10 protein-coding genes and 1 pseudogene are annotated in these 13602 nt (G+C 41.9%); 2 read left to right on the plus strand and 9 right to left on the minus strand.

The window, feature by feature from the left end:
• Positions 1 to 318: 318 nt before the first annotated feature.
• From F908_RS10690 to F908_RS10705, 4 genes are read right to left on the minus strand one after another with little or no spacing between them, the layout of a single operon-like run.
• Positions 319 to 1437 carry an ABC transporter permease gene (locus F908_RS10690; protein WP_005161623.1) on the minus strand — a complete coding sequence of 373 codons (1119 nt, stop codon included), beginning with the start codon at positions 1435 to 1437 and terminating at the stop codon, positions 319 to 321.
• A 5-nt stretch (positions 1438 to 1442) separates the two neighbouring features.
• On the minus strand, positions 1443 to 2570 hold the full coding sequence (locus F908_RS10695; RefSeq protein ID WP_005161626.1) for an ABC transporter permease: 1128 nt from the start codon (positions 2568 to 2570) through the stop codon (positions 1443 to 1445).
• On the minus strand, positions 2567 to 4351 hold the full coding sequence (locus tag F908_RS10700; RefSeq protein ID WP_005161628.1) for an ATP-binding cassette domain-containing protein: 1785 nt from the start codon (positions 4349 to 4351) through the stop codon (positions 2567 to 2569). Before F908_RS10700 ends, F908_RS10695 begins: the two co-directional genes overlap by 4 nt.
• 10 nt (positions 4352 to 4361) lie before the next feature.
• Positions 4362 to 5360, minus strand: coding sequence for an HlyD family secretion protein (locus F908_RS10705; RefSeq protein WP_005161633.1), 999 nt, complete (start codon positions 5358 to 5360; stop codon positions 4362 to 4364).
• A 116-nt stretch (positions 5361 to 5476) separates the two neighbouring features.
• Here F908_RS10705 and F908_RS10710 point away from each other — a divergent pair, with 116 nt between their 5' ends.
• Positions 5477 to 6505 (plus strand): IS701 family transposase, encoded by a 1029-nt coding sequence (locus tag F908_RS10710; RefSeq protein ID WP_081399852.1) that lies wholly within the window; start codon positions 5477 to 5479, stop codon positions 6503 to 6505.
• Between the two features lie 71 nt (positions 6506 to 6576).
• Positions 6577 to 7233 carry a TetR/AcrR family transcriptional regulator gene (locus F908_RS10715; RefSeq protein ID WP_005161636.1) on the plus strand — a complete coding sequence of 219 codons (657 nt, stop codon included), beginning with the start codon at positions 6577 to 6579 and terminating at the stop codon, positions 7231 to 7233.
• A 78-nt stretch (positions 7234 to 7311) separates the two neighbouring features.
• On the opposite strand, the pseudogene F908_RS15690 reads toward F908_RS10715, so the two are convergent.
• From F908_RS15690 to kdpB, 5 genes and pseudogenes are all read right to left on the minus strand, one after another.
• Positions 7312 to 7518, minus strand: a pseudogene (locus F908_RS15690) (hydrolase or metal-binding protein); the annotation flags it as partial.
• Between the two features lie 56 nt (positions 7519 to 7574).
• Positions 7575 to 8273 (minus strand): response regulator, encoded by a 699-nt coding sequence (locus F908_RS10725; RefSeq protein ID WP_005161641.1) that lies wholly within the window; start codon positions 8271 to 8273, stop codon positions 7575 to 7577.
• 11 nt (positions 8274 to 8284) lie between these two features.
• Complete coding sequence (locus F908_RS10730; RefSeq protein WP_005161644.1) at positions 8285 to 10930, minus strand: sensor histidine kinase; 2646 nt, start codon at positions 10928 to 10930, stop codon at positions 8285 to 8287.
• Positions 10931 to 10942: 12 nt separating this feature from the next.
• Entirely contained in the window at positions 10943 to 11575 is a 633-nt protein-coding gene (kdpC, locus tag F908_RS10735; RefSeq protein WP_005161645.1) for a potassium-transporting ATPase subunit KdpC, read from the minus strand.
• A gap of 9 nt (positions 11576 to 11584) precedes the next feature.
• Positions 11585 to 13597 carry a potassium-transporting ATPase subunit KdpB gene (gene kdpB, locus F908_RS10740; protein ID WP_005161646.1) on the minus strand — a complete coding sequence of 671 codons (2013 nt, stop codon included), beginning with the start codon at positions 13595 to 13597 and terminating at the stop codon, positions 11585 to 11587.
• Positions 13598 to 13602: the final 5 nt, after the last annotated feature.

Here is a 13602-nt window from a genome sequence, read left to right on the forward strand (position 1 = left end):
TGAATTCACTTTTCCTCACTCAAGGATTGCGTAAATTGTGATTGTACTGCTTGTTGCGTAACAAGCGGTACAGTAGACGGATATACATGATGTAGAGATGGGTGTTGTAACATGCAGACTTGGTGCAAGCGCCACGATAAGATCAATACGTCCAACCAACTCTGGAGATCATGCAACTAGAAAAGTGAGAAGTCAGTCTTGTGAATGTCCAACCAAACTGACTTTTTTACCCCCGTTTTGATTAATACAGACTGAATGAATTTATTGATTTCCCCTACAGATTAGTTGATATTTATTAACAAAACTCATTCCCCTAATCTAAGATAACCTGTTTCTAAACAACCAGGCCGCCAAAGGCAAGGTAACCACAGCCAAGACAAACATTGGTACAAAATCCCACTTTATCTGAGAAAAGGTTGCGCCCTCTATATAAACTCTTTGTACCAGATCAATCCCAAAACGTAATGGGTTGGCGTAAGTTCCAACCTGCAATACATATGGCATATTCTGGACAGGAGTTAGCAGTCCTGACAACAGCATCAATGGCATAATCAGAAAGAACGTAAACAGCATGGCCTGCTGCATATTCAGGGAAATGGCCGAGATGGACAAACCGACACCAACCACCGCAACGTTAAAGCACAGTAATCCAAAATAAAGTAAAGCCAGTGAGCCATTCAGGGGAATCTGAAACCAGAACATGATGATCAGCAAAATAATGGTAGATTGCATTAAGCCCACAAAAACTGGCGGTAATGCCTTGCCTATCATAATGTGAATGGGCGTGTAAGGCGTGACCAGTAATTGGTCAAAAGTACCCTGCTCTCGTTCTCTGGCAACCGATAAAGAAGACAACAACAGAGTTTGCATCATGCTTAAAGCCGCAATTAAAGATGGCATCAACCCCCATCTAGATTCCTGATTAGGGTTATACCAAGTCCGAGTTTCAATATTGATGGTAGGGGTCGCACCCAAACGCTCCTGATTGACCTTTGCCACCACATTACTGATATATGAACCAGCCATACCCGCAGTGGAAGAATTACGCCCATCCAGAACAACCTGAATTGGTGAGGTCTGTCCCTGATTGATTTTATCTTCAAAATCAGCAGGAATCGTGATCACCGCCAATGCACTTCGATCATCAATCACCTGCTGGATTTGGCTATTATTTGTCAAAGTCGCTGTGCGATTAAACACACCTGAACCATCCAGATGCGCCAGAAATTGTTGTGATACCTGCCCCTTACTCTGATCCAGAACCGCATAATCCACATGATTGACATCATAGCTGGCTGCATAGCCAAACAATAAAGCCTGCATCAGGGCGGGGACAAATAAAATGGTACGATTGGCAGGGTCACTAAAAATGGTAAGAAATTCTTTCCTTACTAAAACCATGAGGTAACTAAACCAAGCCGTTACACGTTGAATCATTGGGATTACCTCAAACGTTTTTTCAATGATTGAGTGGTTGCAAAGGTCAGCACCACCACATAGATCATTAAAATGCCACATTGTTTTAACCATAAAACCCAATCATCACCGCCTAAAAACAGAGTTTTGATCAGAGTCATAAAATGAGTAGCTGGTAAAAGTTGGCTGATGATCTGTACGACAGTTGGCAGGTTACGGGTATCGAAAACAAAACCTGACAGCATCATGGCAGGCATAAAACTGGCCAGTAATGCCATTTGACTGGCCTGAAACTGGCTTTTTGAAATACCTGAAATGGTTAAGCCAAGTAGCAAAGAAACCATTAAATATAAAAATGATGAACTAATGATTGAAAGCAATGAACCACGAATCGGCACCTCAAAAACCCACGATGCGGCCAATAAACACACCACAATATCAATCATGCCAACCACAATATAAGGAACCAGTTTTGCCAATACGATTTCCAAAGGGCGAACTGGGGTCACAAATAACGCTTCCAGCGTTCCCCTCTCACGTTCTCTGGCAATCAATAAACCTGTCAGGAATGCACCAATCAAAGTCAGTACCAACACCATTAAACCTGGCACCAGAAACCATGTACTATTAGCTGACTCGTTAAACCACATACGTTGTTCAACACTGATCATTCCTATTGTTGGGCGCATATGACTGCGATCAGCCTGAATGGCTTGGGTATTATTGACAGCACCAGTAATATAGCCCTGCAAGGCTGAGGCAATACTGGTTGAACGACCATTGCTAATCACCTGAATCGTCGCAGTGTTATTGGCACTTTGTTGGGCAAAATCGGAGGGCAACACCACAATGGCATCTATTTCTGCCCGTCCCATCGCCTGTTCAGCCTGATAAAAATCTTGATAGGAGGTTGCCGTAATATAGCGACTGCCATTCAATCCCCTCATCACTTGCTGGCTTTGTGGCGTCATATTTTGATCTACAATACCCACACGACCATTGCTTAAATCAAAAGACAGACCATAACCAAACAATAAAATCAGGATAATCGGCAGGATTAAACCAATTGCCAAACTGCTTTTATCCCTGACCAATTGATGGGTTTCTTTACGGATCAAGGCAATTAGACGTAAGACAGATGCAGGAATTTTCATGTCTTCTCCCCTTGCTGGGAACGGGCTTGCTCAACAATGGCAATAAAGGCACTATTCATGTCATCTAGCCCTTGTTCTCCTGCCTGTATCCGCACCTGTTTGGGTGAACCCAATGCCAACATTTTGCCTGCATCCTGAATGGCGATGCGATCACAATATTCTGCTTCTTCCATAAAGTGTGTAGTGATAATGATGGTAATACCCTGATTCGCCAACTCTCCAATGGTGTACCAGAATGCACGTCTTGCCAAAGGGTCAATACCACTGGTGGGCTCATCCAGAAACACAATTTCAGGTTGATGTAACAAAGCGGCTGCCATAGACAGGCGTTGCTTAAAGCCATTAGGTAAATCACCACTTTTGGCATGCGGTTTCAATTCAAAACGTTGTAGGGCTTCATCAATCTGTTGTTTTAATTTTTTCCCTGATAAGCCGTATGCACCACCAAAAAACTTGAGATTGTCCAGTACCGTTAAATTACCATACAAGGCAAATTTCTGTGAGACATAGCCAATTTTTGCCCGTGCCTGCGCCCGTGCGGTACGTAGGTTCATACCAGCAACTTCCAGTGTGCCACTGCTGGCAGGCAATAATCCGCATAACATTCTAAATGTCGTGGTTTTACCCGCACCATTTGGACCCAGCAGTCCAAAAATCTCACCTCGTTTAACTTCAAATGAAGTATTTGCCACCGCAGTAAAATCACCAAATTTGCGGACTAAATCTTTTACGACAATCACAGATTGTTGCTGTTCAATTTCATCAGTTGATGTATTGTCAATCACACTAACCTTATCATTTTTCTCACCATGCGCTGCCTGCTGCGCTTGATGTAGAAACCACATAAAGGCATCTTCAAGTTCAGGTTCTCGACTGGAAACCGCTGCATCTTGAGGTAATAACTGCTTTGGTAATTCTGGAAACTCAGGTGTAGTAATAAATCGCACCACATCGCCTTTTGGCACAGCATCAGTAATATATTGATGCATATCCAGCAACTGGGTTTGTAAAATCCGAGCTTTAATATTTGTAGGGGGTTCGACCTGCCATGTGCGTCCACATACTTGCTCACTCAGACTTTTTGCTGTGCCCTGTTGTAGAACTTTTCCCTCATACATCACATAAATGTCAGCGCACCGTTCCGCCTCATCCATATAGGCGGTACTTATAATAACGCTTAAATTTTCTTCCTTGACCAGTTGCTCAATAATAATCCATAGATCACGTCTGGATAATGGGTCAACCCCAACACTGGGTTCATCCAGTAACAACAATTCTGGTGAACGGACTAAGGTACAGGCCAGTCCCAGTTTTTGTTTCATCCCACCTGATAATTTACCTGCGGGCCGTTCAGTGAATTTCTTTAAATCGGTAATTTCCAGTAAACGCTCAAAACGTGATTTACGCTCCTGCTGTGATACACCATGCAAGTCCGCATAGAGATCAAGATTTTCCTGAATACTTAAATCTTCATATAGTCCAAAACGTTGTGGCATATAACTAATACGGTTTTGTACCTGTTGTGGATATTTCGCCACATCTATGCCCAATACCTCTAATGAACCTGAAGAGGGCTGATATAATCCTGCAATCAGACGCAGAAATGTGGTTTTACCTGCACCATCAGGCCCAACCAGAGCTGTGAGTTGTCCCGATGTAATCTGGATATTTAAATCCTCAAGCGCACAAGTAGCAGGGTTTTTCTTATTCTCCGCCTGAAATACCTGCCGTAAATTACGGGCAATCACCACAGAGGAATTATTATTTTGCAGGGCATTCATATCAGTTCACTCAATTTGCTTTTGCAATCTTGACTGTCACAGGCTGTCCCATTTTCAGTTGATCATTCGGGTCATCAACATATACCCGAACCTCATAGACCAATGTGGTGCGTATATCTTCGGTTTGTACCGTTTTCGGGGTAAATTCAGCCACCGATGAGATATAATCAATTTTCCCTGCAATCGGTTGATCAGGTAAAGCATCCCGAATGACCTGTGCTGTCGCTCCCATTTTGATGAAACTTAAATCTTTTTCATTGGCATAAACCCGCACCCACTTTGGATCAGTCAAGGCAAGTGTATAAACGGTTTTTTGTGCTGTGGTCATATCACCCACTTCCTGCAATCTTGCCCTTACCACTGCATTCACAGGTGAACGCAACTCACTCTGGGAAATTTGATACTGAATTAAATCCAGATTAGCCTGCATTGCCTGATACTGGGCTTTGGCTGCGGCACGTTCTTCTGTTCGTGCGCCTTTTTGCAACAGTTGTAAATTTGCTTCACGCTCTTTTACTGCGGCAGCCGCAGTGGCCTGATTACTTTGGGCGTAATCCAGTTCCTGCTTACTGATTGCCTGCCCTGACGTGGTGTTGCTCAGTACTTGTAGACGCTGATAATCCTTATTGGCTTTTTCTAGTTGTGCCTGTGCGGAAACGAGTTGTGCTTTTGCCTGAGCAATTTGTTCAGGTCGATTGCCTGCATCTTGTTCAATCAAGGTCTGTTTTTGTACATTAAGCTGTGCTTCGGCCTGTTGTTGCTGAATTTTCAGGGCATCGGTTTTAAGCGTTGCCAATACCTCACCTTGTTTCACTTTATCTCCCTCCTGTACAGAAAGAGTTTGAATACGTCCCGCCTGTTCAAAAGCCAAAGACACCTGACGAATATCCACATTTCCATAAAGAGTTAGCTCATGCTCTGTATTTTTATCTTTATTGATTAACCAGATTGCAATCGCCAGAATAACAACAAGGCATAGCAGCACACTCGTAATAATACGCTTCTTCATGGAAAAAACCTTTTGAGCAAAGCAAAGTTTAAATTCAATTTAAATTTAAACTATATCAATTAGGACTTACGCATTGACGGATTCAAAAAAGTATTAAAATAGTTTATAAAGTATCTGTGATCAGACGAACTAAACATGCTTCTACAGCAACTTGTACATTACCCATTTATATGGGCTTTCTCATGACAGAACCGAACTCTATTAGCTGCACACAACTTGCCGAGACTTATAATATCTCGCATGATAGTGTAAATCGCTTTCTGGAGCGTGAAGACTACACACCTCACGACCTATATCAAGAAGCAATTCAACATATTGATAATAATAAACTTATAGTCAGTATTGATGATACTGTTTTAGATAAACCATATAGTCAACATATGGACTTGGTTAGCTATTTTTGGTCAGGCAAACACCACCGATCCGTCAAGGGGATTAATCTCATTACCCTGTATGCGACAGATCAGAATGGTCAAAATATTCCAATTAATTTCCGAATTTATGACAAATCTGAGGGTAAAACCAAGAATGATTACTTTATGGATATGTTAAGTGAAGTACTTAGTTGGGGTGCAAAGATTCAATTTATTACAGGTGATAGTTGGTATTCATCGACTGGAAATCTAAAAACCATAAGAAAATATGGTATTCGATTTATGTTTGGTATCGACTGTAACCGTAAGGTTTCCCCAGAAAAAGGACAATGGTTTCAACTGCGTTTATTGCCAGATTTTCATCAGGGTCAAGTGGTCTGGCTCAAAGATTTTGGCTTTGTACAATTATTTAAGACTCAGTTAAAAGAACAGCAGAGGTTTTATATTGTGCATCAAGATGAAGATGATTTATTGTCCTTTGAGGGTTTTCATGAATTACATTCAAGTCATTGGAAAATAGAGCAATATCACCGAGTGATTAAACAGGTTTGTCATATTGAAAAGTTTCAAGTAAGACGATCTAAACTGATTTTGAATCATATTTTTGCAGCCTTGATGGCCTACGTCGAGATACAAAAGAACCAGTTTGAGCGGATCTTTGAAAATGTATATCGTTGGCAGAAGAAATTATTTAGACCAATCATCAAAGACTTCATTGATGACTTTATTCTCGATAAAAATCATCTCCTACCACAGAGAATCTATAAATAATAGTGCGTAAGTCCTATCAATTTAATAAAAAAAGCTATACTTAAACGGTAACGTTTGATTCAGAGTAAAAGATGTCGACAGCTAGACGTAGTGATGGTGATCTAACCAAATCAAAAATTCTGGAAGCCGCTGGTCAGTTGATTGCTCAAAACGGTTTTGCACAAACCTCCAATAAACAAATTGCCCAAGCGGCTGAGGTCGATTTGGCTGCCATTAATTATCATTTTGATGGGCGTGACGGTTTATATAAAGCTGTCCTTGCTGAAGCGCATACACATTACATCGATGAAAAACGCTTATTAGAGCTTGTGGAAAGTTCACTCCCCCCAACCCAAAAACTTGAAATCTTCTATGAAGCTATTGTCAATAAACTAATTGAGAAAGATATTTGGCATAGTAAAGTTTTTATTCGTGAACTCTTTTCTCCATCACTTTATTTACATGAATTCATGGCTAATGATGGAGCACGAAAATTCCAATCTGTCCGCAAAATTATAAGTGAAGTTGCGGGACTGGATGAAGATCATCCTGCCTTACTGCCCTGTGTACTCAGTACCATTGCCCCATGCTTTATGTTGATTATTACCAATACCAACATTCCCACCCCAATACAAAATATCTCACAGATAGAATCACAACAACTTGTAAAACATCTAATGACTTTTTCCTTAGCTGGATTAAAAGCAGTTAAGCAAGAGCAGGAACAACTTTGGAGTTTAGGAAGTTAAGCACATCAAAGTTATAAATGCTTAAATAAAAAAATAATTTTACAAATAACAGGAGAACCCTTGATTCTCCTATATTTTTTAATTCAATGCCTGCACCGACTGCTGCAACCCTTTCTGGATATCCTGAACATGGCTCAGATCATGGGGTGACTGAGACGGTTCTTGTTGGGGTCCATCCGTGTAAAACTCCTCAACAATATCTCTTTCCTCCTCAAAGCTGGCATTGCCATACCCCTGCCTTACTACATGATCCAACGCCTCCTGGTAAAACCCTGCCGCCTTGCTTTATTAATTTATGTGTTGGCTAAGCCAATCATAAAAAAAATTTTAATATTAAAAGATTAGGCAAAAAAACGTAATCCAACCCCTGATATAGTATAAATATATCTTGGACTTAAAGCTGAATCCCCAATTTTTGTTCTTAGTTTCTTTACCAAGATTCTTAAATAGTGTGTGTCTTCTTCATGGCTAATGCCCCATAACTCCGTCATGATTTGTTTCTGTGTAACAATCTTTCCCTGATGACGAATCAATAAAGCCAGCAACTGAAATTCTTTTTTGGTTAAGAGAATGTCCTCGCCTGCCAGTTTGGCTACATGCTCAGCCACATCCACCCAAAGCTTTCCATCATTAAACACAGTATTTTGCTCTGAATGCTGTGGTTTATTTCTAAACATCACACGAATACGGGCACACAGCTCCTGAATACTAAAAGGTTTTGTCACATAATCATTTGCGCCTGCATCCAGCAGTTTAATTTTTTGATTTTCGTCTGGACGTGCCGATAATACGATGACAGGAATATCTGACCACTGCCGTAATTCTGTTAAAACCTCTTGTCCTTCCATATCAGGTAAACCCAAGTCCAGAATCAACAGATCAGCGCCACGTGTCGCCAATGTCTCCAACCCTTTCATACCATTTTCAGCCACATGTACCAAATAACCTTGCGCACGTAAGGCAATATCCAGAAATTTCCGAATTTGTGGCTCATCATCAATAATGAGAATAGAGGCTTGCTGATTGGATGTTTGCGGCATAAATGATGATTTTAATCCTGATGAAGTGGTAACCGTATTCTAATCAATGTGCCCAGACCACGCGTGCCTGCCAAGGCTTCAATACTACCCATATGTGCCCCAATAATGGCTTTTACAATGGCGAGACCTAAACCTGTTCCTGTTTTACCACGATCTCCACGTTGCATGGTATAGAACATATCAAAGATTTGCTCCCGCTCCTCTTCAGGAATCCCGACACCTTGATCGACGATATCAATCTGTAGGAAATTATCTTCTTGTTTGATTGTTACTTTGATAGGTACATCATCAGGCGAAAACTTGGCCGCATTTTCCAATACATTAAAAATCGCCTGTTCAATTAAAGCTGGATGCACGTAGAGCTGAGGTAAATCCTCTGTTAAGGACACATCAATATTCACATGTGGTTGATAGCGTTTCAGACGTTGTGTGGCAGATCCAATCAGCTCTTCAACACCGATCCAGTCTCGGCTTAAGCTTAAACCTTGATGGCCCAAGCGAGTCATATCCAGTAAATTTTGAATATAACGATCCAAGCGCTCACCCTCGACATGAATGGTATCTAACAGTTCATGGCGATCTTGTTCAGGCATCTGTTCACCGTAGTATTTTAGCGTATCCGCAGAACCAATCATCGCGGCTAATGGCGAACGTAAATCATGCGAGACCGAAGACAGTAATGCAGAACGCAACTTTTCAGTTTCAGCGACCACACGAGAATTTTCCAGTTGCAAAGCTAACTGTACCCGCGAAACCGTTTGGGCAATATCATCGATCATCAATTCAGCCAGACGCTGCTGTTCAAAACTGATATTTTCTGCATTTTGCTGAAAACGTATCGCAATCACCCCCAATCCACCGACGAGATTGAGCGGATTAAACCACCATTCAGACTGGGTTAAGGTATTGGTAAAACGGCCACAAGGCTTGGCATTTTTCTGGGTCCAATTTGCTGCAATCTGATCTTTTTCATTAAATACAGAATGATCGCCTAACTCCTGTGTTCCGATCCGAAGCCAAACCACAGCATTTAAAGAACTTTCCAAATGTTGTTTGGCGACACTTAAGACCTGTTCAATATCAACACAGCTGGATAATTTCCGTTCCAATTCTTGTAGCTGTAAGGAGAGAGAGTTCGCTGCACGTAAACTCAATACCTGAGCACGTAACTGATTGGCCAAACGCCCCACCAGCAGGGCTGAAACGATAAAGATAACAATCGTCATCACTCCACGCTCGGCACTAATTCGAAAGGTAAAGCGTGGCTCAATAAATAAATAGTTATAGAGTAAGAAACAAATCAAAACACTTAGAATCGTGATGAACATCCTTGCCCGCATTGCAACCACAAGTACCGTGACCACAAAAATTAAAGCTAACTCACTATAACCAATAAAATGATCACTCACCGTTGCCGCAATTAAACCCAACAACACAATCAAAATACTTTCAATCATTTCACGCGGATGAAACGTCAGTGCTTGCTTCGACCACGATGAAGCAGTGCTATCGACCTGCTTCATCTCATGATTTTTGGTTTTTAAGGGCTGAACAAAGGTGATTTCAAAGGGATGCTGTTTCTCTAACAGTTGATCGGCAATATGATCTGAGAATAGGCGCTGCCATAACGATTTTTGAGGGCTTTTACCAAGTAAAATATTAGATGCACCATAATCATAAGCTGCCTGTAAAATGGTCGATGCAATATGATTGCTATAGAGTAAATAAGTGTCTGCACCGAGCTTGCGTGCTAGATTAAAAGCCTTCGTCACTGCAAAGGTTTGGGTCGTTTCAACCTTACTTTTTTGAATCGAAATGACGCTCCACGTTGCATTGCGTCTTTCCGCAATCCGATGGGCACGGCGTACCAAATCTTCTGAAAACTCAGAACCATCTATCGCCAACATGACATGATTTTGAATCGGGATAATCTGCCCTTGTGCAACAAACTTTTCTCGATAATCAATATCGACCTGCCCTGCAACAGTTTGAATTGCCAGATCACGTAACGCTGTCAAATTTTCAGCTTTAAAAAAACCTTGTAATGCATGAGGGGCAACATCAGCGAAATAAATCTTGCCATGATTCATCCGTTCTAATAATTCTGGAACAGGTAAATCAACCAGTCGAATGTCTTTCAAACGTTTAAGTAATGCATCGGGGACGGTTTCAGTTACCCGAATCCCCGTAATTTGAAAAACCACATCATTGAGGCTTTCCAAATGTTGAATATTTAAGGTGCTATAGACATCAATGCCTGCATCCAACAACTCATTGACATCTTGCCAACGATATTCATGGCGGCTGTTCGGTACATTACGATGTGCCAACTCATCAACCAAAACAATTTCAGGTTTTAACTTAAGAATTTGGTCGAGGTCCATCTCTTCCAACATTCGCCCTTGATATTCCAACGTCTTTCTAGGAATAACATTCAATCCCTGAATTAAACGCTCGGTATCAGATCGACCGTGGGTTTCGACCACACCGACCACCACATGCTGCCCTTGCTGCATCAGTTCATGCGCTCGGGTCAACATGGCATAGGTTTTCCCGACTCCAGGTGCTGCACCCAAGAAAATGGTCAAACGTCCAGATTGTTCACGCTGACTATGTGCCAACCATGCATCTGCTTTGTTATTACGGTCGATCTGCATAATTACGCTCTATCAAGTGGTCGATGACAATTGATCTAAGGCTAAATTTAGCTGTAACACATTCACTCGCGCTTGCCCATACAAACCAAACTGTGCAGGCTGAATCTGTTGCTGTACTAAATCTTTGATCTGTGACTCTGATAAATGACGCTGCTGTGCCACTCGTTTCACCTGTAACAAGGCACTTTCAGGTGAAATATCTGGGTCAATCCCACTGCCTGATGCAGTGATCATGTCCAGTGGTACCTGCTGCTCAGCAATCTGATTGTACTGCGCAAAGTCTAGTGTTCTTTCTTTAATTTGTTTTTGCAAATCAGGATTGGAGATTGCCAAATTACTGCCCGCCATGTCATCTACACTGTAACTTACAGCACTCGGTCGTCCATGGAAATATTGATCACTAACAAAGTTTTGTCCTACCAAACTTGAACCAATAATTTTACCATTCAGTTCAATGACACTACCATTGGCTTGTTTGGGAAAAATCAACTGCGCAATGGAGACACTTGCTGTAGCATACAACATGCCTGCAATGAAAAAACCAACCACAATCAAACCCAGACTCGGACGTAGGACTGAATGTCCTTGATTAGATAATGCTAAGTCCTGTTGATTCAATTGCTCATGACCCAATAAAGTATTCATTTCCAACTCCTAAATCCACAATGACACAACAAGGTCAATAAGCTTGATCACAATAAACGGAAAGATCACACCACCTACACCGTAAATCAGCATATTACGGCGTAACAATTGCAGCGCACTGGCAGGTTTGAATTGAACGCCTTTGAGTGCCAATGGAATCAACATTGGAATAATCAAAGCATTAAAGATCAAAGCGGAAATCACGGCACTGCTTGGACTACTAAGCTGTAAAATATTCAGTACCCCAAGTTGTGGAATCGCCACGGCAAACAATGCAGGTAAAATCACAAAATACTTAGAGACATCATTTGCCAACGAAAAAGTGGTTAATGCTCCACGAGTAATCAATTGCTGTTTACCAATTTCGACCACATCTAGCAATTTGGTTGGATCAGAATCCAAATCCACCATATTGCCAGCTTCCTTCGCAGCTTGTGTGCCTGAGTTCATGGCCAAACCAATATCTGCTTGCGCCAAGGCAGGTGCATCATTGATCCCATCACCCACCATTGCGACTAATTTTCCTGCTGCTTGCTCATTACGAATACAAGCCAATTTGTCCTCAGGTCTCGCTTCAGCAATATAGTCATCCACCCCTGCTTCAGCCGCAATCGCAGCCGCAGTCAATGGATTATCTCCTGTCACCATAATGGTTTTGATGCCCATCTCACGTAGCAGTGCAAAGCGTTCTTTAATGCCTTGTTTAATCACATCTGAGAGTTCAATCACCCCTAAAATACTGTGATTCGAAGCCACCACCAATGGTGTCGCACCTTTAGAAGCGACTTGTTCGACACGAGTTTTCAGTTCAATGTTGTCTTTGATTTCTTGGTTGGTAAATTTAAGAATTGCGTCCACAGCACCTTTACGAATCGTTTGTCCAGTCGCTAAGTCCACACCAGATAAACGTGTCGATGCATTAAACTGAATAAACTCCGCATCTGTTGGTTCTTTAATACTTTCACCCAACTCTTTGCCAAGACTCACCACGGACTTCCCTTCAGGAGTTGGGTCGGCAAAAGAAGTTAACATTGCGGCTTGGCGTAACTCGCTTGGGCTTACCCCTGCCAAAGGATAAAAGGCTGTGGCTTGACGGTCGCCATAGGTGATCGTGCCTGTTTTATCTAATAGCAGCACATCAATATCACCAGCAACTTCGACAGCCTTGCCTGATTTAGCAAGAACATTGGCTTTTAAGGCGCGGTTCATGCCTGCAATCCCAATCGCCGGCAGTAATCCTCCAATCGTGGTTGGAATCAAACACACCAGTAAAGCAATCAATAAGACTAGACTGATTTTGATCCCTACCATTGCCCCAATGAATGGTAAGGCCGCGACCACAACAATAAAGGTGATGGTCATGATATTGAGTAAAATACTCAGTGCGATCTCATTCGGTGTTTTTTGACGATTGGCCCCTTCAACCAATGCAATCATGCGGTCTAGAAAGCTATGTCCCGCTTCATTACTCACCCGAATAATAATTTCATCAGATAAAACCTTGGTTCCCCCAATGACACCTGAACGATCAGTATTGGCTTCACGCAATACAGGTGCAGACTCACCGGTCACCGCAGACTCATTAATGGTCGCGAAACCTTGAATAATCTCCCCATCCGCTGGGACAATTTCACCAGCTTTGACACTGACCAAATCATCTTTTTTGAGTAGATTTGCAGAGATGACCACCGGCGCTGCATCCAGATCGGCAATCCGATTAGCAGTTAAGTTTTCACGCGCTTGGCGTAAGGATGCTGCCTGTCCACGTCCTTTAGCTTCTGCGACTGCTTCAGCATAATTGGCGAATAATACAGTGACCAATAGAATCAAGCTCAACACTAAACCGAAACCTAAGCTGGTACTGCCCATCAAAGTTGCGACAATCGTTAAGATTGTTCCCACCCAGACACATGCCATCACTGGATTTTTAAAAGCGTACTGTGGCAACAACTTATGAAAGGTTTGTTGAATAATTTCTTTATTCAAAATATCCATCTGTTGTGTCGCATTTGAATGTTTCATTGTGC

It is taken from the genome of Acinetobacter sp. NIPH 284 (assembly GCF_000369425.1).
Taxonomy (GTDB): domain Bacteria; phylum Pseudomonadota; class Gammaproteobacteria; order Pseudomonadales; family Moraxellaceae; genus Acinetobacter.

What these genes read in the sequence shown, in the direction of transcription:
- kdpB (WP_005161646.1), bottom strand. Translation starts at nt 13,597, where the DNA reads ATGAAACATTCAAATGCGACACAACAGATGGATATTTTGAATAAAGAA.
- F908_RS10690 (WP_005161623.1), bottom strand. Translation starts at nt 1,437, where the DNA reads ATGATTCAACGTGTAACGGCTTGGTTTAGTTACCTCATGGTTTTAGTA.
- F908_RS10700 (WP_005161628.1), bottom strand. Translation starts at nt 4,351, where the DNA reads ATGAATGCCCTGCAAAATAATAATTCCTCTGTGGTGATTGCCCGTAAT.
- F908_RS10725 (WP_005161641.1), bottom strand. Translation starts at nt 8,273, where the DNA reads ATGCCGCAAACATCCAATCAGCAAGCCTCTATTCTCATTATTGATGAT.
- F908_RS10705 (WP_005161633.1), bottom strand. Translation starts at nt 5,360, where the DNA reads ATGAAGAAGCGTATTATTACGAGTGTGCTGCTATGCCTTGTTGTTATT.
- F908_RS10730 (WP_005161644.1), bottom strand. Translation starts at nt 10,930, where the DNA reads ATGCAGATCGACCGTAATAACAAAGCAGATGCATGGTTGGCACATAGT.
- F908_RS10695 (WP_005161626.1), bottom strand. Translation starts at nt 2,570, where the DNA reads ATGAAAATTCCTGCATCTGTCTTACGTCTAATTGCCTTGATCCGTAAA.
- F908_RS10715 (WP_005161636.1), top strand. Translation starts at nt 6,577, where the DNA reads ATGTCGACAGCTAGACGTAGTGATGGTGATCTAACCAAATCAAAAATT.
- kdpC (WP_005161645.1), bottom strand. Translation starts at nt 11,575, where the DNA reads ATGAATACTTTATTGGGTCATGAGCAATTGAATCAACAGGACTTAGCA.